Annotated in this window: 18 protein-coding genes; 16 read left to right on the top strand and 2 right to left on the bottom strand. The window is 64.0% G+C overall.

Annotation, left to right across the window (positions count from 1 at the left end; all coding sequences use genetic code 11):
• The first annotated feature begins 4 nt into the window (after positions 1-4).
• The 16 genes from J0909_RS15350 (at position 5) to truA (ending at position 15,828) form a co-directional block, all read left to right on the top strand.
• Positions 5-865 (top strand): ABC transporter ATP-binding protein, encoded by an 861-nt coding sequence (locus tag J0909_RS15350; RefSeq protein WP_207264171.1) that lies wholly within the window; start codon positions 5-7, stop codon positions 863-865.
• Positions 853-1,299 (top strand): outer membrane lipid asymmetry maintenance protein MlaD, encoded by a 447-nt coding sequence (mlaD, locus tag J0909_RS15345; protein WP_207264170.1) that lies wholly within the window; start codon positions 853-855, stop codon positions 1,297-1,299. Before J0909_RS15350 ends, mlaD begins: the two co-directional genes overlap by 13 nt.
• 31 nt (positions 1,300-1,330) lie before the next feature.
• Positions 1,331-1,963 carry a Tgt2/MlaC family protein gene (locus J0909_RS15340; RefSeq protein WP_207264169.1) on the top strand — a complete coding sequence of 211 codons (633 nt, stop codon included), beginning with the start codon at positions 1,331-1,333 and terminating at the stop codon, positions 1,961-1,963.
• A gap of 29 nt (positions 1,964-1,992) precedes the next feature.
• Entirely contained in the window at positions 1,993-2,799 is an 807-nt protein-coding gene (locus J0909_RS15335; protein ID WP_286182070.1) for an MlaA family lipoprotein, read from the top strand.
• Between the two features lie 21 nt (positions 2,800-2,820).
• Positions 2,821-3,300, top strand: coding sequence for a metallophosphoesterase family protein (locus tag J0909_RS15330; protein WP_207264167.1), 480 nt, complete (start codon positions 2,821-2,823; stop codon positions 3,298-3,300).
• A gap of 133 nt (positions 3,301-3,433) precedes the next feature.
• A complete protein-coding gene (locus J0909_RS15325) occupies positions 3,434-4,684 on the top strand; it encodes an ABC transporter substrate-binding protein (RefSeq protein WP_207264165.1) in 1,251 nt (416 codons plus the stop codon).
• Entirely contained in the window at positions 4,681-7,254 is a 2,574-nt protein-coding gene (locus J0909_RS15320; RefSeq protein ID WP_207264164.1) for an EAL domain-containing protein, read from the top strand. Before J0909_RS15325 ends, J0909_RS15320 begins: the two co-directional genes overlap by 4 nt.
• A gap of 28 nt (positions 7,255-7,282) precedes the next feature.
• Positions 7,283-8,629 (top strand): Na+/H+ antiporter NhaA, encoded by a 1,347-nt coding sequence (nhaA, locus tag J0909_RS15315; protein WP_207264163.1) that lies wholly within the window; start codon positions 7,283-7,285, stop codon positions 8,627-8,629.
• Between the two features lie 98 nt (positions 8,630-8,727).
• A complete protein-coding gene (locus tag J0909_RS15310) occupies positions 8,728-9,462 on the top strand; it encodes a hypothetical protein (RefSeq protein WP_207264162.1) in 735 nt (244 codons plus the stop codon).
• 13 nt (positions 9,463-9,475) lie between these two features.
• Positions 9,476-10,873, top strand: coding sequence for a cobyrinic acid a,c-diamide synthase CobB (locus J0909_RS15305; RefSeq protein WP_207264161.1), 1,398 nt, complete (start codon positions 9,476-9,478; stop codon positions 10,871-10,873).
• A 123-nt stretch (positions 10,874-10,996) separates the two neighbouring features.
• Entirely contained in the window at positions 10,997-12,184 is a 1,188-nt protein-coding gene (locus J0909_RS15300) for a DNA polymerase IV (RefSeq protein ID WP_207264160.1), read from the top strand.
• Between the two features lie 130 nt (positions 12,185-12,314).
• Positions 12,315-13,601 (top strand): hypothetical protein, encoded by a 1,287-nt coding sequence (locus tag J0909_RS15295; RefSeq protein ID WP_207264159.1) that lies wholly within the window; start codon positions 12,315-12,317, stop codon positions 13,599-13,601.
• A gap of 98 nt (positions 13,602-13,699) precedes the next feature.
• Positions 13,700-13,873 (top strand): hypothetical protein, encoded by a 174-nt coding sequence (locus J0909_RS15290; RefSeq protein ID WP_207264158.1) that lies wholly within the window; start codon positions 13,700-13,702, stop codon positions 13,871-13,873.
• 30 nt (positions 13,874-13,903) lie between these two features.
• On the top strand, positions 13,904-14,344 hold the full coding sequence (fliJ, locus tag J0909_RS15285; protein ID WP_207264157.1) for a flagellar export protein FliJ: 441 nt from the start codon (positions 13,904-13,906) through the stop codon (positions 14,342-14,344).
• Entirely contained in the window at positions 14,268-14,975 is a 708-nt protein-coding gene (locus J0909_RS15280; RefSeq protein ID WP_286182069.1) for a MotE family protein, read from the top strand. Before fliJ ends, J0909_RS15280 begins: the two co-directional genes overlap by 77 nt.
• Positions 14,976-15,078: 103 nt before the next feature.
• Complete coding sequence (gene truA / locus J0909_RS15275) at positions 15,079-15,828, top strand: tRNA pseudouridine(38-40) synthase TruA (RefSeq protein WP_207264155.1); 750 nt, start codon at positions 15,079-15,081, stop codon at positions 15,826-15,828.
• On the opposite strand, the gene J0909_RS15270 is transcribed toward truA, so the two are convergent.
• Positions 15,825-17,723: a flagellar assembly protein A gene (locus tag J0909_RS15270; RefSeq protein ID WP_207264154.1), complete on the bottom strand. Its 1,899-nt coding sequence runs from the start codon at positions 17,721-17,723 to the stop codon at positions 15,825-15,827. The genes truA and J0909_RS15270 overlap by 4 nt on opposite strands.
• 145 nt (positions 17,724-17,868) lie before the next feature.
• Positions 17,869-19,131 carry a BPL-N domain-containing protein gene (locus J0909_RS15265; RefSeq protein WP_207264153.1) on the bottom strand — a complete coding sequence of 421 codons (1,263 nt, stop codon included), beginning with the start codon at positions 19,129-19,131 and terminating at the stop codon, positions 17,869-17,871.
• Positions 19,132-19,198: the final 67 nt, after the last annotated feature.

Raw genomic sequence — 19,198 nt, 5'->3', positions numbered from 1 at the left:
AGACGTGAGCACGGCACCGAGCATACGACTGGAGAATCTGACCGTGGGGTACGGCGATACGCCCGTGGTCAACGATTTGAACATTGAATTTCCCGGCGGCAAGCTGTCCATGATCGTGGGCGGTTCGGGCTGTGGCAAATCCACAGTCCTCAAACATATCCTGGGCCTGCAGCCGCCCATGGGCGGGCGCATTCTGCTCGGCGGCCACGATCTGGGGGAGATGACTCCCCGACAGTCGCATTGCATGCGCCAGCGCACGGGAGTGCTTTTCCAGGACGGTGCGCTCCTCGGATCGCTCCGGCTCAAGGATAACGTGGCCCTGCCGCTGCGTGAGCACACGAGGCTCAAGGAACCGGAAATCATGCGCATTGTCCAGGACCGGCTGGACATGGTCGATCTGGGCCACGCCCTGGACCTGTTCCCCAACGAATTGTCCGGGGGCATGCGCAAGCGGGCCGGGCTGGCCCGGGCCCTGGTCATGGACCCGCAGGTGCTTTTCTGCGATGAGCCCACTTCGGGCCTGGACCCGGTGCTCTCGGCCGAGCTGGACCAGCTTCTGTTGGAAATGATGTGCCATTTCGACATGACCATGGTCGTGGTCACCCACGACCTGGCGAGCATGCGCGGCCTGGCCGATTTTGTGGTCATCCTGGGCGAGCACCGCTGCCTGTACCAGGGGACCATCGAGGAACTGGAGAAGACTACGGACCCGTATCTGCGCCGGTTCCTGGACCGGGTGGCCCCGGAGCGCTCCGCTCCGAGGCTGACCATGCCACCCATAGACCCGGCCATGATGCGGATCGACTGCACCAGCGCCTTGGGCGAGAAACTGACCATCCGGAAGGACGACCGATGTTCAAGATAAAGAAAGAAACCGCAGTGGGGATCTTCGTGATCATGGGGCTGCTGGCCGTTGTCTACATGAGCGTCAAGCTCGGCAACGTGCAGCTTTTCTCGGACAAATACTACGAAGTCAAAGCGAATTTCACGGACATCTCGGGGTTGAAAGTCAATGCCCCGGTGCAGATGTTCGGCGTGGATATAGGTTTTGTCGGCAAGATCGGCCTGGACCAGAAAAAGGACGTGGCCTCGGTGACCATGATGCTCCTCAAGGAGGTGCAGCTCACGGACGACGCCATCGCCGCCATCAAGACCAACGGGCTGATCGGCGACAAGTTTGTGAAAATCGTGCCGGGCGGACTCGGCGATCCCGTCAAGCCGGGCGATACGCTGTTCAACACGCAGCCCGCCATTAACCTTGAGGACCTGATCAGCAAGTTCGCCTTCGGCTCGGTATAGAGGACGCGGACGTACCAGGGATAGGTATAGTATGATTTGCAGAAGAATCGCATTGAGCTTTGTTCTGGCCTGCCTCATGGCCGTCGGCGCTTCCGCCGCCATGGCCGGGCAGTCCCCCACCGAACGCGTGCGTGAAGGGGTGGACCAGATCGTCAAGATGCTGTCCGACCCCGCCATGCAGGACCCCGTCCGGCATGACGAGGCCGTCGAGCGGCTGCGCGAAGCGGCCGAGCAATACATTGATTTCGGTCTGGTCACCAAGTTCGCGGTGGGACGGCCGTGGCTGGACATGTCTCCGGACCTGCGCGGCCGGCTCCAGGAGGCCTTCGTCAAGCTGCTCGAACGGTCGTATCTGAAGCGTATTCCCGCCTACGGCGGCCAGGACGTGCAGTACACGCGTGAGGATATTTCCGGCAACAACGCCAAGGTCCAAACGGAAATCATTGACAAAGACAAAAAAATAGTTGTTGAATTTCGCTTGAAAATCGTTCAGGGACAGTGGATGGTTTATGATGTCGTCGCCGAAGGCGTGAGCCTGGTGATGAATTACCGCAGCCAGTTCGCCGAAGTACTGAACAAGGGCACCGGCGAAGACTTACTGAAAACGATCCAGAATCGCATCGAGCAGATAGATCTGGGCAAAGAGGAAGAACCGGCATCGTAATGAGGGTTGAAGAAACAGGCTTTCGTTTGATGACCATAGTGCTGGCCGCCGCACTCCTGTTGGGAGCGGCGGGCATCTCCCGTGCCTCCGACTCCTCGGCGGAACCCGTCCGGGTGGCCCAATTCGGCGGCGAGCCCGCCACCACCCCCGAGTCTCGGGCCGCCATGTCCGACGACTTCGATGAATTCGACGCCGAGTATGCGAATCAGCCCCTGGTCAGCGATCCCCTGTCCGGCTGGAACCGGGTTTGGTTTCAGGTCAACGACGTCCTCTATCGGGGCGTGTTCCGGCCCATGGCTCAGGGTTATGCCTGGGTGGTCCCGCCCCGTCCCCGCACCTGGGTTTCCAATTTCTTCACCAACATGCTGTTTCCGGTCCGGTTCCTTAACGACCTCATGACCGGCAAGTGGGACGCCGCCTACATGGAGACGTCCAAATTCGTGGCCAACACCTCCTTCGGCGTGCTCGGTCTGGGCGACGTCACCGGGGGCATGCCCAAGAACTGGGAGCCCGAGCGGCCGACGGCCGACGGCTTCGACCAGACCCTGGGCAAGGCCGGGTTCGGGCCCGGCATCTACCTGGTCTGGCCTTTCATCGGCCCGAGCTCCATCCGGGGTACCGTGGGCTGGGTGGCGGACGCCTATTGCGATCCGCTAACCTACGGCCGGTTCACCTTCGTCGAGTTCATGGCCATCCGCGCCTACAAGAACCTGAACGATCTCTCCCTGCAACTTGAAGGCAACGAGTACGAGACGCTGACCGAAGGTGCGGTGGACAAGTACGCCGCGGTCCGCGACGCCTACATCCGCTATCGCGCCAAGAAGGTCTCCGAATAGTCCACCTTCTCAGCCCCGCCCATGCAGATCGCCGTTATTTCGGACACCCATATGGGTACGCCGCCCGCTTGGCTTGACGCCGTCTACGATCGCTGGCTCGGTCCGTCGGACGCGCTCATTCATTGCGGAGACATCACCTCCGTGGCCGCCTGGTCCTATTTCCTGCAACACGACAATTTCTTGTGCGTGCGCGGCAATTGCGACTGGGACCCGGAACTGGCCGGACAGCTGGATCCCATGCTTACCGCGCAGGTGGGGCCCCTGACCGTGGGCGTAACCCACGGATGGGGACCGCGTTCCCAAGTGCCGGTCAAGGTGGCCCAGGCCTTCGGGCCGGGACTCGACCTGGTCTGCTACGGCCATACCCATGCCCGCGACTGGTCCGTGGTCGAGGGCGTCCGCCTGCTCAACCCCGGCTCACTGGGCGAGAGCGGCTCCCTGGCCCTGGTCCATGTGGACGGGGAGGGCGGCCTGCGCTGCGAATTCATCGACTCGGTTTAGGTCCGGCTGGTCACCGGGCCTGGGGCCGTGTTCCATTCTCCCCCCGTTCCCGGGCCGTTTCGGGCCCGTTCTCGGAGCCGGGGAACTTTGGGTGACGGTTGCACTTTCCCGTCAGGAATGGCATGAAGCTACCGTGGATAAAATAAGGAAAATATTGCCCGTTGCGGCTCTGCTGACGCTGTTTATCGTGTTGTCGCTCACCCCCGGCCAGGCCCGGGCCGAGGAGCGCCACGAACTGGTCTTCGGCATGTCCGCCGCCTTTACCGGGGCCAACGGGGAGTTGGGCATCGAGTACTACCGCGGGCTCATGGCCTATCTCGAATACTACAACGCCCGGGTGGGCAAGGACGGCTGGACCATCCGGATCGAACCCGCCAACGACGGCTACAACCCCATCCCCTGCTTCCAGAATACGGTCAACTTCATCCTCCGGGACAAGGTCTTCGCCCTGGCCGGCTACGTGGGCACCCCCACGGCCACGCACATTCTCCCCCTGTTGCAGAAGTTCGCGGACCGCCACGTCTACATGCTTTTTCCCTTCTCCGGAGCCCAGCCCCTGCGCGCCGATCCCTTCGGCAAGTATGTCTTCAACCTGCGCGCTTCCTATTTCGACGAGACCCGCGCGCTGGTGAACCACCTTCTGGCGGTCGGCCGCAACCGTATCGGGGTCTTCTACCAGTCGGACGCCTACGGCCGCACCGGCTGGGACGGGGTGCGCCGCGCCCTGGCCGCGTACGGCCTGCGCATCGGGGCCGAGGCCGCCTACCATCGCGGAGCCGCCTTCGACCAGGACTTCACTTTCGAGGCCCGACACCTCATGGACGCGGGCGTGAACGCCATCGTCGTGGTCGGGACCTACGCCTCCCAGGCGGCCTTTATCCGCGACGCCCGCAACCAGGGATGCGATCTGCCCATTGCCGGGCTGTCCTTTACCGGCAGCGACAAGATGCTCGACTTGCTGAAAGAGGAGAGCGAGCGGGCCGGAAAGGACTACACCCACGATCTGATCCAGTCCCAGGTGGTTCCGAGCTATGAGGAGACGGACCTGCCCGGCGTGCGCTTCTATCGAGAGGTCATGGGCGGCTACAAGGGCGGCGCCATGCCTGTGGACGAGTCGTATTCCCCGCGGCGCTACAGTTTCGTCAGCCTCGAGGGGTTCCTGAACGGCCGCCTGTTGTGCGAGATGGTCCGGCGCATGGGGGAAAACCCGTCTCCCGAGCGCATCCCCGAGGTCATGGAGTCCATCCTCGACTTTGACCTGGGCATCGGGGTCGATGCGCACTTCGGCCCGGGGCGGCATCAGGGACTCGACGCCATTTATCTGACTACGGTCACGGACGGCCGGTTCCGGTCCATCGAGAGCTGGGAGAGGTGGCGCGAATGAGGGCCCCCAAGCTATTCGTCAAGCCGCTGCTGTTCATGGTCGTGATTTTCGGCATGATCGCGGCAGTCACCTCCATGACCTTCTCCGACCGGCTCCGGCGCGAGATGACCCGCGAGTACGAGTCCAAAGCCCTGGCCTTGGCCCGGTCCGTGGCCGAATCGGACATCTCCACCATCCTCAGCCAGGACGCCGGGTCCCTCCAGGGGCGCATCGACCAGTATCTGGGCATCAACGCGGTCTCCTACGTGCTCGTGGCCGACGAGAAAGGCAACGTCCTGGCCCATACCTTCGTGCCGGTTATCCCGGACCGGATTATGCGGCTGGTCGTGGAGACCTCCAAGGAGGAGTCCCGCGAGGGGCACATCCTGCGCGACGTGGTCCTGGACGGCAAACGCTACCTGCATGTGTCGAGCCCCATCCTGTCCGGGTTGGGCGGGGACGTGCATATCGGCATGGACTACGCGGTCATTGATCGGAACATCCACGAGGCCGTGCTCGAACAGCAGGTGGTCATGCTCATCCTGTTCGGGGCCAGCCTGCTTCTGGTCTTCCTGTTCGTGGTCAACATATCCAAGCCGCTCCGGCAGTTGACCGAGTATGCCGGACGGGTGGCGGTCAAGGACTTCGGCACGGTCCCGACCATTGATTCCGACGACGAGGTCGGGCAACTGGCCAAGGCCATGGAAGCCATGACCGGGCAGATATCCGAACTGGTCGGCAACCTTGAAGACCGCGTCCGGCAGAAGACCCATGAGTTGCAGGATGCCCGCGACGCCCTCAGGCAAAAGGTCGAGGAGCGTACCGGCGAGCTGATGCGTACCAACACCCAACTCAAAATCGAGATCGCCGAGCGCAAGGTCATCGGCGACGCCCTGCGCAAGGCCGAGAAAAAGTACCGAACCATTTTCGAGAACGCGGTGGAGGGCATCTACCAGTCCTCCCTCTCGGGCCGGTTTCAGGACACCAACCCGGCGCTGGCCCGCATCCTGGGCTACAAGTCGCCCGAGGACCTGATGAGCTCCATCTACGACATCGGCACCCAGATGTACGTGGACCCCGAGCGGCGCACGGAGTTCCTGCGCCTCATCGAGGAGCGCAACGAGGTCAAGAATTTCGTGTCCAAGGTGCGCAAGCGCGATGGCCGGATCATCTGGGTCGCGGAGAACGCGCGCAAACTCACGGACGACTCCGGCAACATCGTCTGTTTCGAGGGGTCCATCGAGGACATAACCATGCGCAAGAAGGCCGAGGATCAGCTCAAGCGCCAGGCCTTCCACGACCCGCTCACCGGCCTGCCCAACCGGGCTCTGTTCCTGGACCATCTGCGCATGGCCATGGAACGTTCCCGGCGGCGCAAGCACATGTTCGCGGTCCTGTACATGGACCTGGACCGCTTCAAGGTGGTCAATGACTCGCTCGGCCACGACGCGGGCGACGAACTGTTGCGCGGGGTGGCCCGGGTGCTTGAGCAGTGCGGCCGGTCCGTGGACACCATCGCCCGGTTCGGCGGCGACGAGTTTGCCATCCTCCAGGAAGAGATCTCCGCGCCCAAGGATGCCATCGCCATCGCCCGGCGTATCCTGGAGGGCGTGCGCCAGCCGTTCATCATCGGCGGCAACGAGGTCTTCACCTCGGCCAGCCTCGGCATCGTTCTCAAGACCGACGGCTACGACCGGCCCGAGGCGCTGTTGCGCGACGCGGACACGGCCATGTATCGGGCCAAGGAGCTCGGCAAGTCGCGTTTCAAGGTCTTCAACCGCAAGATGCACGATCAGGCCCTGCAACTCATGGAACTGGAGACCGACTTGCGGCGCGCCGTGGACCTGCGTGAATTCGAGGTGGTCTACCAGCCCATCGTGCAGCTGGATTCCCGGCGGGTCTGCGGGTTCGAGGCCCTGGTCCGCTGGCGCCATCCCGAACACGGCATCATCGGGCCCGGCGACTTCATCTCGCTCGCCGAGGACACCGGCCTGATCTACGCCATCGACAACCTTGTCCTGGAGGAGGCCTGCGCCCAGGTGCGGCGTTGGCAGACCTTGGCCGGGGTCACGGACGGCAGTGAACTGACCGTGAACATCAACATCTCGGGCAAGCATTTCGGCCAGTCCATGCTCGCCGGGCAGATATCCCGCGCTCTGGAGGATTCCGGGCTGTCCGCCGACTCTCTGAACATCGAGATCACCGAGTCCGCCCTCATGGACAACCCCAGCGTGGCCGAGGACATATTGCAGCAGCTCAAGGGCCTGGGGGTGCACATCTGCATCGACGACTTCGGCACGGGCTACTCGTCCCTTTCCTATCTGCAACGGTTCCCCATCGACGTGGTCAAGGTGGACCGCAGCTTCGTCGTGGCCGTGGACCAGGACCCGGACAGCCAGGCCATCGTGCGCACGGTCTTTTCCCTGGGCGAGTCCATGGGGCTCAAGATCGTGGCCGAGGGCGTGGAGACCTCGGGCCAGCTCGCGTTCCTGGAGCGCGAGGGCTGCCGTTTCGTGCAGGGATATTTCTTTTACAAACCCCTGACCGTATCCGAGGTGGACCACCTGCTGGAAGGACAGCGGCGCAGTTGAGACGCGGACCGGGGAGCGGAGGTACGGCATGGCAATACGCGACTTCGTTGCCTGCGGCGTGGAGCCCATTGAACAGGCGCTCATGCCGTTTCAGGAATTTTTTCGCTCCAAGACCACCAGCGGCGTTCTGCTCATCGTCAGTGCTCTGACCGCGCTCGTCTGGGCCAATTCGCCGTGGGCCGCGTCCTACGACGGGCTGTGGCAGACCGAGTTCACCGTGGGCTTCGGCGCGGCCGCCCTGTCCAAGCCGGTCATCCTGTGGGTCAACGACGGGCTCATGGCCCTGTTCTTTTTCGTGGTCGGCCTGGAGATCAAGCGGGAGTTCCTGGTGGGCGAGCTGTCCTCGCGCAGCCAGGCCGTGCTGCCCATAGCCGCCGCCATCGGGGGCATGGTCGTGCCCGCCTCCCTTTTCGCCCTGGTCAACCTCGGCGAACCGTCCCTCGCGGGATGGGGCATCCCCATGGCCACGGATATTGCTTTCGCTCTGGGCATTCTGGCCCTGCTCGGGGACCGCGTACCGTACCAGATCAAGATATTCCTGACCGCCGTGGCCATCGTGGATGATATCGGTTCCATTCTGGTCATCGCCCTGTTCTACACGGCGGATATCTCGTTCCCCATGCTCGGCGCGGGCGCGGCTTGCCTGGCCCTGGCCTTCGCCGCCAACCGCATGGGCGTGCGCTCCCCGGTCTTCTATGCCCTGGCGGGCTGCCTGTTGTGGTTCTTCGTGCTCAAGTCCGGGGTCCATTCCACGGTGGCGGGCGTGCTCATGGCTCTGGCCATCCCGGCCCGCACCCGGTGCGACGCCGAGGCCTTTTCCGTCAACGCCGCCCGGGTGCTCCGCGACTACCGCGATGCGGCCGGACCGGGCGAGTCGGTCCTGACCAACGGGGATATGCACTCGGCCCTGCTCTCCATGCAACGCATCGTCGCCCGGGCCCAGACCCCGCTGCAACGGCTGGTGCACGGCCTGCACCCCTTGGTGGACTACATCATCATGCCGCTCTTCGCCCTGGCCAATGCGGGCGTGGCCCTGTCCGGCGGCATTCAGGCCCCGGCCGCTCCGGCGGCCCTGGGCACGGCGCTCGGCCTGGTCCTGGGCAAGCCCGCGGGCATCGTGCTCATGGTCCTGCTGATCATCCGCTTTTCCGAGGGGTATCCGCGCGGCGTGACGCTTCGGCACTTTGTCGGCGCGGGCATGCTCGGGGGCATCGGCTTCACTATGTCCCTGTTCATCGCCACCCTGGCCTTCGGCCGCGACCCGGTCCTGTTGGCCGGGGCCAAGACTGCCGTGCTCGGGGCCTCCCTGGCGGCGGGACTGGGCGGTTTCCTGGTCCTTCGCGGCGCGCCGAGATCCAGATCGCCGAACGCGTAGAACGCTTCCTATCGGGCCCGATCCGGTGTATCGTCACCGGGTGAACGCGGCCGACCTCCTCATCAACTTCCAAGGCACCGGGCAATAACGAGCGGACAATGCAGAGCGAACAAGGACCGATAGAAGGCGTCTTTTCCATCGAGCGCATGGCCAAGATCGGCACGGGCACCACGGCCCGGCGGGTCAAGCAAACGGCCCTGTACTACGTCAGGGAGACGGAAGACGGCATAATGGAACTCCAGGGATTGAACAATAAGCACGTGCCATTCGGCCCGGTGGAGACCCTTTCCAAGGATGAACTGCTGGCCGATTACCTGCCCATGCCCCAGCTCTTCAAGGAAGTGGTCGGCAACTTGCGCATGGTCCAGAAGTCCGTGGCCCGGGGCGACAAGTTTCGCAAGCGCGGCGAGAACTTCACCGCCGAATATGAATACGCCAACGCCCTGAATCTGGACGAGCAGAACGTGCGCGCCAACTTCGGCATCGGCCTGTGCCTCCTGGCCCGGGACGAGGAGGACAAGGCAAAGAAGGTCTTCGACCGCATCCTCGGCCTGGATATGGCCTTTTCCGACGACCACAAGCACCTTTTCAACGAGTACGGCATCGCCCTGCGTAAAAAGAAACTCTTCGGTCAGGCCGTGGATTACTACCGCCGCGCCCTGGACCTTTCGCACGACGACGAGAATCTCTGGTACAATCTGGCCCGCGCCCAGTTCGAGCGCCAGGATTGGGCCGCCTGCGCCGAGGCCACGGCCAAGTGCCTGGACCTGAATCCCCTCCATGAGGAAGGGCGCAAGATAATGGAATACCTGACCAAGAAGAGCCTGGTTTAGGCCTGGGGCGGATATGAGCGCGGTCAGGGCATTCGTTATCGCCGGAACGCACAGCGGGTGCGGCAAGACCTCCATCTCCCTCGGACTGATGGCCTCCCTGGCCCGGCGGGGAAAGCGGGTTCAGCCGTTCAAATGCGGGCCGGACTTCATCGACCCCGGCCACCATGCCTTGGCCTGCGCCGTGGACGGCAACCCCGTGCCGAGCCACAATCTGGACGGCTGGATGCTCGACGAGGCCACCAACCTGGACATCTTCAACCGTTACGCGGCAGACAGCGACGTGGCCGTCATCGAGGGCGTCATGGGGCTGTTCGACGGCATCTCCGGCACGGGCGACGCCGGGTCCACGGCCCAGATGGCCAAGATCCTCGGCCTGCCGGTCATTCTGGTGGTGGATGCGCGGTCCATGGCCAGGTCCGCCGCCGCGCTGGTGGCCGGATACGCGGATTTCGATCCCGAGGTGACCCTCGCCGGAGTCATTTTCAATCGTGTGGGCAGCCCGGCCCATGCCGAATTGCTGCGCGAGGCCATGACCTTGGTGCCGGACGTACCCGTGCTCGGCTGTCTCGGCCGCGACGAGGACATAGGCACGCCCTCGCGGCATCTGGGCCTGGTCACTCCGGACCAGGACGGCCCGGACCTGGCCCGCTATCAGCGGTTGGCCGACTGGGTGGAAACCGGCCTGGATCCGGACGCCCTCCTGGCCCTGGTCCCCGAGGTGGAGGCTGTGCCGCCGTTCGAGCCCGTGCCCCAACTCCCCAGAGTGACCATCGGCCTGGCCCGGGATAACGCCTTCTGTTTCTATTACGAGGAAAATCTCCGTCTCCTGCGCGAGGCGGGCGCGCGCCTCGTGGAGTTTTCCCCCCTGGAGGACACCCGCCTGCCCGAACACCTGGACGGCCTGTATCTGGGCGGCGGCTATCCCGAGCTGTATGCCTTTGAACTGGGGCAGAACACCCGCCTGCGCCGCGAGATCAAGGAATTCTGCGAGTCGGGCCGCCCGGTTTATGCCGAATGCGGCGGGTTCATGCTGCTCATGAACGACATCGTCACCGGCCGGGGACGCTATGCCATGGCCGGGGTCTACCCGGTGCGTGCCGAGATGGGCGACAAGTTCCGCGCCTTGGGCTACCGCGAGATTACGGCCCGGGAAGACACCGTGCTCGGCCCGGCCGGGACCACGGCGCGCGGGCACGAATTCCACTACTCCTCCATCCGGGATCATGACCATGACGCCGATCCCGATGCCCTGCATCCTGTCTACACCCTTTCGGGCCGCAAAGGCCCCCTCGACATCCCCGAAGGCTTCGTTGTCGGAAAGACTCTGGGTTCCTACGTCCATCTCCATTTCGGCTCCAATAGCGCGATCCCGCGCGCCTTTGTCGCCGCATGCCTGCGCTCCGGGGACTGATCGGTTCGCTTCCCAGGACTTTCACCCAATTGCTGCCGTTTGCTGAACAGTCTGTTCTTGTTGTCTTTTTTTGCCTGATGAGGGCCCTTAACAAACGGGCTTTGTTCAGGTAAACTAAACACTATGCAGACCTGGATTCTTCATATCGACATGGATGCGTTTTATGCCTCCGTGGAACAGATGGACAACCCGGAGCTTCGAGGCAAGCCGGTGGCCGTGGGCGGGACGTCGGACCGCAGCGTGGTCTCGGCGGCCAGTTACGAGGTGCGCAAGTACGGGGTGCGTTCGGCCATGTCCGTGGTCAAGGCGCGCAAGCTGTGCCCGGAGATCATCTTGGTGCCGGGCCGCATGGGACGCTACAAGGAGGTATCGCACCAGGTCATGGGCGTATTGCGGGAATTTTCGCCCACGGTGGAGCAGGCCAGCGTGGACGAGGCCTACCTGGACGGCACCGGACTGGAGCGGCTGTTCGGGCCCATCGACGAGGTGGGGCGGCGGATCAAGGAGCGCATGCGGGAGGTCACGGGATTGACCTGTTCCGTGGGCGTGGCCCCGGTACGCTTTCTGGCCAAGATCGCCTCGGACATGGATAAGCCGGACGGCCTGTTCATCGTGCGCCACGAGGAGGTGGCGGCGTTCCTGCGCACGCTGCCCGTGGGCAAGATCCCCGGGGTGGGGGCCAAGCTGCTGGATGTCCTGAAGCGGCTCGGCGTGCGGACCTGCGGGGATATCCTGACCAAGCCCGTAGGGTACTGGGAGGGCCGGCTGGGCAAGCATGGCGCGGCATTGTACAACCGGGCCCGCGGCATCGACACCACGCCGGTCACGCCTTGCGAGGCGGCCAAGAGTTGCAGTGCGGAGAATACCTTCCATGAGGATACCACGGACCGCGCCCTGCTCAGGAAGTGGCTCCTGGTCCAGTCGGAGCGGGTGGGCGAGGACCTGCGCCGCCACGGCTATAAGGGGCGCACCGTGACGCTCAAGATCAAGTACGCGGATTTTTCCCAGATCACCCGTTCCAAAAGCCTGGACGCGCGCACGGACAACACGGCGGTCATCTACGGGATCGCCTGTGCCTTGCTCGAACAGGTCAAGCTCCCCCGGGCGGTGCGGCTCATCGGGGTGGGAGTGTCCAACTTCGGAGCCCGCGCCCGGCAGGTGACCCTGTTCGAGGAGGCCCCTCGGCAACAGGAGTCCACCAGCGAACTGGACAGGGCCGTGGACGAGGTCCGGCGCAAGTTCGGCGGCAGGGCCGTGACCCGCGTTGAACTATTGGGATTCAAGAAAAAACCAACGAATTCGGACGATTGATCGGGCGGCGGGAAAATGGCGGTTCCAGCTTGCCAAAGCCAATGAAGATTACTACATAGAAATATTACAAGAACGGATAAATGGCCCGCCTATCCGCGGGCAAAATGGGTTGCAACCTACTGTGAGTGCTATGAAAAATAAAAAACAATCCTGTTCTCTGCGGTTCCGGACCCTGGTGTTCGCGCTGTGCGCCCTGTGCCTGTTCGCTGCGCCCGCCGCGGCCGGAGACGAGCCCGAAGGGCTCATGTCCGTGGATCTGTCTTCCAAGCCTAAGCCGTTGGCCGGGGACGTGGAAAAGGGAATCGACAATCTTTTTGCCGTGCTGCAGGATCGATCCGCGATGTTGTCCGTGGCTGATTTGCAGCCCATGCTCGATTTCGTGGCCAACGTGGACGCCGATCCCAAGGACATCGAACCGGCCAAACGGTTCGGCGGACGGGGCATCTGTCTGCGTCGCGACGTGTCCTCGGATCTGGGCCGCATCCTCAAATTCTTCTACAACCCGGGCATCCCGAACTATCTGCTTTGCCCGGCGGTCCTGCGCATGTCCGGCTGGCGGGAAGGCTGTGAGTTCCTGACCCGCTCCAAGGGATTGTGGGAGGAGCTTCCCTCTCTGAGCGAGACCTCGCCCGTGATGGTCCGGGGCCGCGAATACGAGGAGACCACGCCCGATTCCTTTGCCGAGGCCTACTACGGCTACGATTTGAACCGGCTTATCATCCTGCTCAAGTACCAGGGCCGCAACGTGCTCATCTCGGTCTCGCAGCAGGACGGCAAGTCCGAAGTGGGCCGCAAGGGGGCCATTCTCGACGACACGCGTTGGGATTATTTCTATTCCGGCCAGGAAGGGCTCAACCGGGGCATGATCGGCTGGATGGACACCTTCACCTACGCCTCGGGGTCGGTGCAGATATTCGTGGAACAGGACGCGGATGCGCCGCGGAGCACGGTCTTTCTGTTCAAGTGGCTCAAGGCCGGTTGGGCGGGCATGAACGTGGTCCAGCGCTCGCACATCTATGACGGCACCCTGCGTTACGTGCGCAGCTTCGCCAAGGTGGTGGAGTCCCCTGAACTCACGCCGGAATATCTGGCCGAGGGCTTGCACAACGTCCTGACCATGCCGGAAAGCCGCGTTGACGAGCTGATTCGGGAATACGCCCGCAACTTCGAGAATCGTTTCAAGGACGATCCCAAGCTTCAGGACAGCGATTACGCCAAGGTCATCCGTGACGGCGGCTATGCCGAGGTCCTGGACACCCAGGCCCGCCGCTCGGTGCTCGCGCTGGAAAAGCTGAAGTCAATGCTCGGCATGGAGACCTTGGTCACCCTGAGCGACGAGACCCCGCACCCCGTGGCCCAGACCGTCCCGGCCGACGTCATGGCCGCGGCCCGGCACGAGGCTGTGCCCGGCAGCTAGCCAGCGGTTCGGATACACGCTATATTGACGGTGCGCCGAATGGTCGGCGCACCGTTTTTTATTGTCGCTCCAAGTCCGTCGGCCCAAGGAGGAACCCCATGCTCGTGCACGTCGATGACGCCAAATTTTTGTTCTGTCCCCTGCTCATGACCCATGACGACAAAATGAAGATGTGCCAGGTGGCCCAGTGCATGATGTGGCGCTGGGTGAACCGGGAAGAGGGGATCGGTTATTGCGGCCTGGGCGGCAAGCCCGCCGGTGTGGACGATTAGCCCGAGCCGCCCGGTACGCGCGGAAATCCCATGGCCAAGCCGTTTCATTTCAAGCTCGACAAGGTGCTCGACTATCGCGAGCAGTTGGAGGAGCAGGCCAAGGCCGCCCTGGCCCGGGCCAAGGCCGCCCGCGACGCCCAGGCCGAGAAACTGGCCGGGCTCGAAGCGCGGCTTGCGGCCCACCTGGCCAACCAGGCCGCTTCGAGCGCGTCGGCCAACGACATGTGGCTGTGGCGGCAGTACAAGGACGCCCTGTCCCAGGACCTGTCCGTCGCCCGGGTGGAGCTGAACGGTTTGGAACTCAAATTGCAAAGATGCCGCACGGAAGCCGTGGAACGGTCCAAGGACAAGAAGCTCCTGGAAAAGCTCAAGCAAACGCAAGCCAAGAGGCATCATGACCAAGAAAACGCCCGCGAAGAAAAGGAAAACGACGAAATGGCAACGATCCGGTTCGAGCCTCACGATCACTAAGGTTCTGGCCAGTCTCGTCTTCCTGGCCCTGTTGAAGCTCGCCGTGTTCGGCCTCCTGAGCGTCGATTCCCTGACGCTCAAGGCCGTGGGGACCGTGTTGCCCGACGTATTTTCCGGCGAAACGGCTGCGGCCCAGGATAATGCCGCACCGCCCACGCCCATTGCGGACAAAGCGAATTCCGAGGCCAACCGCGCGGCCAAGGCCGAGGCGGCCAAGGATCAGGCCGCCGCCGAGAGGCGCACCGAGGCGGACATGCCTTCGGAGTGGAAGGCCCTGAAGAAGAAGGAAGAGGATCTGGCCATCAAGGAACGGACCCTCAAGGAGATGGAGGCATCCATCAAGGCCGAGGCCGCCAAGGTCCAGAAGCTCCACGACGAGATCAAGTCCATGCTCGACGAGGCCAAGCAGACCAAGGATCAGCGGGTCAAGCAGTTGGTGGACATGCTTTCCAACACCAAGGCCAAGAAGGCCGCCGAGATCCTGCAATCCATGGACGAGGACCTGGCAGTCAAGGTTCTGTCCGGCATGCGCGGCAGGCAGGCGGGCGAAATCCTGTCCTTCGTGGAATCCAAAAAGGCGGCCAAGCTCTCCGAGGCCCTGACCAAGTTGCAGATTCCCTTCGAGAACTAGCCCCGACTTCATCACGAATCCCACGGGCGGGCGGTCTTCGAGCCGTCCGCCCGTGCTTTTCTCCGGCGTTGAACTGCGCACCGTGTTCACGTATAGCAGCCCCATGACGCGCATTCGACTGATTTTGGCCTACGAGGGCACGGCCTTTAGCGGCTGGCAGATACAGCCCGTTGCGCGCACTGTGCAGGGCGAGGTGGAGCGGGCCCTGGCGACCATTCTCGGTAGCGCGGTCCGGGTGCACGGTTCGGGCCGTACCGACGCCGGGGTCCACGCCCTGGGGCAGACGGCCCATTTCGATTGCCCGGACGGCCGGACCGGATTCCCTTGGCGGCGCAGCCTGAACGCCATCCTGCCCCGGGACGTGCGCGTGCTCGACGCGGTCGAGGTCTCCGGCGACTTTCACGCCCGGTACGGGGCGGTTTCCAAGACCTACGAATACCGCCTGTGGCACGAGCGGGAGTTCTGCCTGCCCCAGCGCCGCCGCTTCGTCTGGAATTGCGGCCCGGTGGATTTCGCGCGCATGGAGGCGGCCGCCGCCGTCCTCCTGGGCGAACACGATTTCGCCGCGTTTCAGAACGTGGGCACGGATGTGGGGTCCACGGTACGGACCATCACGGATATTTCGCGCCATCCCGGCGAGACCGGGCATGAATCGGTCTGGCGGTTCACGGCGGACGGGTTCCTCAAGCAGATGGTCCGCAATCTGGTGGGGTGTCTGGTGGCCTGCGGACGGGGCAAGCTGGATGTGGAGACGGTCGGGGCCATCCTCGCGTCCGGGGACCGGACCTCGGCGCCGGCCACGGTGCCGCCCCAGGGGCTGACCCTGATCCGGGTGGAGTACGGGGACCGCTAGCGGCAGACGATGTCGCGCTTTTCCGCGTCCCAATAGAAGGTCGAGGCTTCGAGCCGTTTCTCGATCTTTTTTCTGGTCTTGCCGAATGTGATCACCGTGCCGGGGTGGACGAACTTTTTCACCTTTACGGTCACGCCCTGCATCTCCTCCTGGTGGCGCAACTGCAAGCGGTGGATCCTGCCGCTGAGGGCTTCGCGCCGTTTGGCGAGGGCCTGGTGGTGTTTGATAACCTCGACAAGGGCCGGGCGTTTGGCCTTGGGCGTGCGGGCCAGGAGCGTCTCCGGCGGCTCGGTGCCCAGGGTGGCCTCGATCTTTCTGATGGCCTTGACCACTCGGGCGCGTTCCTCGCGCAGCTTTTCGTCTTCGGCCTCCTCGACGATGATCCCCACCGTGGTGGTCACGCCCAGTTCGGAGCCGAGTTCGTTGACCTCGATGCCCTTGCGGGCCAGGATCACGCCGCCCTGGACCGTGCCCTTGCCGGACAGGGCCTCCAGCCTGCCGCCCGTGCGGATGACCGAATTCTGGATTTCGTTGGCGATGATCACATCGTGCCTAGCCCGGATGCGCGCACCTACGGCGTAGTTGGCGATGACCCGGCCGTCGCTGACGATCTCGCCGCCATCGGGCATGAGGATGCCGCCCCTGACCTCCACCAGGCCACCCGCGTATACGGTAGCGCTTTCGATGGAGTCATCGACCAGGACGTGCACGGGAGCCGACACCGAGAAGCCCGCCTGGATCGACCCTTGGATCTTGATCGAACCATGCTCCACCTTGACGTTCCCGGAGTTCAGATCCACGTTGCCCCGGACCGTCAGGCATTCGGTCACGGACAGGGTATTCCGCTCCATGACCGCCACGCCCTGGGCTTTGGAGGCATAGGTTGCGTCGTTCTGCAACAGGACGTTTTCGCCCAATTGGATCTTGAGCTCCCTGCCCGCGCTGGCCGGGATGGTCTTGCCGTAGATGTCGATGCCGCCTTCGCCCGCAGTGGGTGGGTGCAGTCTGGCGATGATCTGTCCGGTGACGACCATGGGGTAGAACCCCCGGTCGCGAAAGTCGAGCCGACCCGTGGCGTCCTCGGTGCCGGTCTCGTCGCGGGTGGCCACCAGGGATTCCAGCCAGCCGTCGCGGCCTGGAACGGGGTGCGCGCCCTTGACCAGGATCTGGTTGGGCAGGGACATGTTCATGTCCTCGGCCTGCCGGAGTTTGGACAGCAGCGCTTCCAGGTCCACGGGGATGAGTACGCCCATGTCGCGCAATTCTTTTTCGATGCGTTCGGGGGTGATGGGGGCTCCCCGGAAATCCTTGTGGAAGATGGTCCCGACGACTTCGACCTCATCGTCAGTGATATGGGCCACGGGGGCCACGGAGATTTGGTTGTCCTGAATCCGGGCCATGCCCCAGACCTGAGAGTAGTAGGCCTCGGCGGCCGTGTCCCAGGCCACGTTTTCGCCCATCTCGATCTTGACGGGCTTGGGGGTGAGGGTTCCCTTGGGCTCGAGCGCGCGTCCGTCGATGGTTTCGCCCATGGCCGCCTTGGCCGGCGGGCGGAAGCGCAGGAAGCGGTCGTCCGGGAAGACCGGGTATTCCAGGTCGCCCAGGGGCTTCAGGACGGCTTCCCTCGGCTCCTGCGGCGGGATGCCCCGGACCAGGGTGATGCCCCGGAACTCGCGTCCCTCGATGATGGCGTCGACAATGCGTTTCGCGGCGTCCTCGTCCACGGGAAGGCGGACTCCGCAGCCCGCCACCTGGGCCTTGAGCAGGGAAACGCTCGGCTCCTTGCCGCCGTTTGGGGGGAAGTACCGGTTGACGCCGAGCTTCATGCCGTCCTCGGATAGGCAGAAGCGGAATTTCGCGTCGGGGTTGTTTCGTAGAGCCTTTTCATCCGCCATGGCACACACCGCGTTTGCAGGAGGAATGGAAAAAGGCGGTTGCCCCAGCCGTTCCGTCACGGCCAGGCTCGCACCCTTGACGCCAACCTAGCACGGGATAAGACGCCTGGCAATCGGCTGAAAAAAACGGTGGCTTCAGGAATTGTTACAGGGATGTGGGCAGAGTCAGCCGCCAGTAGAGCTCTTCAAGCATCCCGGCCAGGTCCGCGTAGATGCCGCCCGGCTCCGGGGGCAGGCCGAACAGGGCGCGGCGCTGTTCCCGCAAGCCCTCCTTGGAGACCGCGCCGGAGTCCGAGTGGAACACGGTCATGGCCAGCCGTTCGGCCAGGAGGTAGCCGGTCAGTCCGTTGCCGAGCAGGTCCATGAGCATCTTGAAGCGATTGCGGTGTTCCTGCCAGAAGGTCAACGCCCCGTCGTTCGGCTCGACGGCCAGCGACTCGCAGATCAGCGAGTACAGGGTGTTGACGCCTGCGCCCGGGATGCCGCGCCGCCAGCCCAACAGCCATGGATTGCGCCAGAAGAGCAGGAAGTGGTCGGACCCGGTGTGGATGATTTCCTCCATGGTCCGGCGGGCGCGGATGAGCACGGCGTCCTCCCAGAGGACCGGCCGGGCGGCTACGTCCCAGGCCGGGACCGGGCCGCGCGTATCGGCCGCCTGCTCCGGCTCGTCGAGGATGCGGCTCAGGAGGTGGGAGAGCCAGCGGTTGGCCTGGTTGGAGGCGGGAGTCTCCAGGTGGGCGTAGCTCAGGATGACCCGGCCTTGCCCGAAATCGTTGGCGGCCACCACGGGCGCGTCCTTCATGAAGTCCGGGCTCAGGTTTACGCCATATAGGGCTTCCCAGTCGGCCATGGTCCCCCGGGGCAGGGTGGCCAGGTTGAGGTCCGCCACCCAGAAGTCCGGGCCGGGCTCGCCGTAGCGGGCCAGGACCGTCACCGACGGGTCCACGGGGTCGAACCGGCCCGGCCACCAGACCGGCAGCAGGACCTCGTCCATGCCGTCCGGGACCAGGTCGTCGCCGCCGTTGAGCCGGGCATGCACATGGCCCGACAGGAAATGGTGCAGCCGGTTGCGGTATCCCTTGCGCGTCCAGGGCGACAGCCCCAGCCCGTAGGGGCCGGAAAGGGCCAAGCCTGCCCCGCCGCAGAAGCCGAGGTAGGTCCCGCCGCCGTGAACGTATTCACGGATCGCGTCCATGCCCCGCGCGCCCAGCCGGTCCGCCTTGCCCTTGGCCCGTCCCCCGGGCACGAGCAGGGCGGCCGGGACTTCGCCGAGCTTGCCAGCAAGCGCGCCATCGGCTATTTCTGAGCCGCGCACCAGCCGATGGGGAATGGACCAGGCCGACAAGGCCCGGTCGGCCAGCAGCCCCCAGAAGTGCGATTCGTCCCAATATATATGTATGCTTGACATATGCGGCGCTCTTGACAAGTGTAGTCCGACGCTATCAAGCGCGGGCGTTGACCGCAAGAAAATACGG

Origin of the sequence: Desulfovibrio sp. Huiquan2017, from assembly GCF_017351175.1 — a bacterium.
GTDB lineage: Bacteria > Desulfobacterota > Desulfovibrionia > Desulfovibrionales > Desulfovibrionaceae > Pseudodesulfovibrio.
The sequence above is the reverse complement of the archived record's forward strand: the minus strand, read 5'-3'. Positions and strand labels throughout refer to the sequence as shown.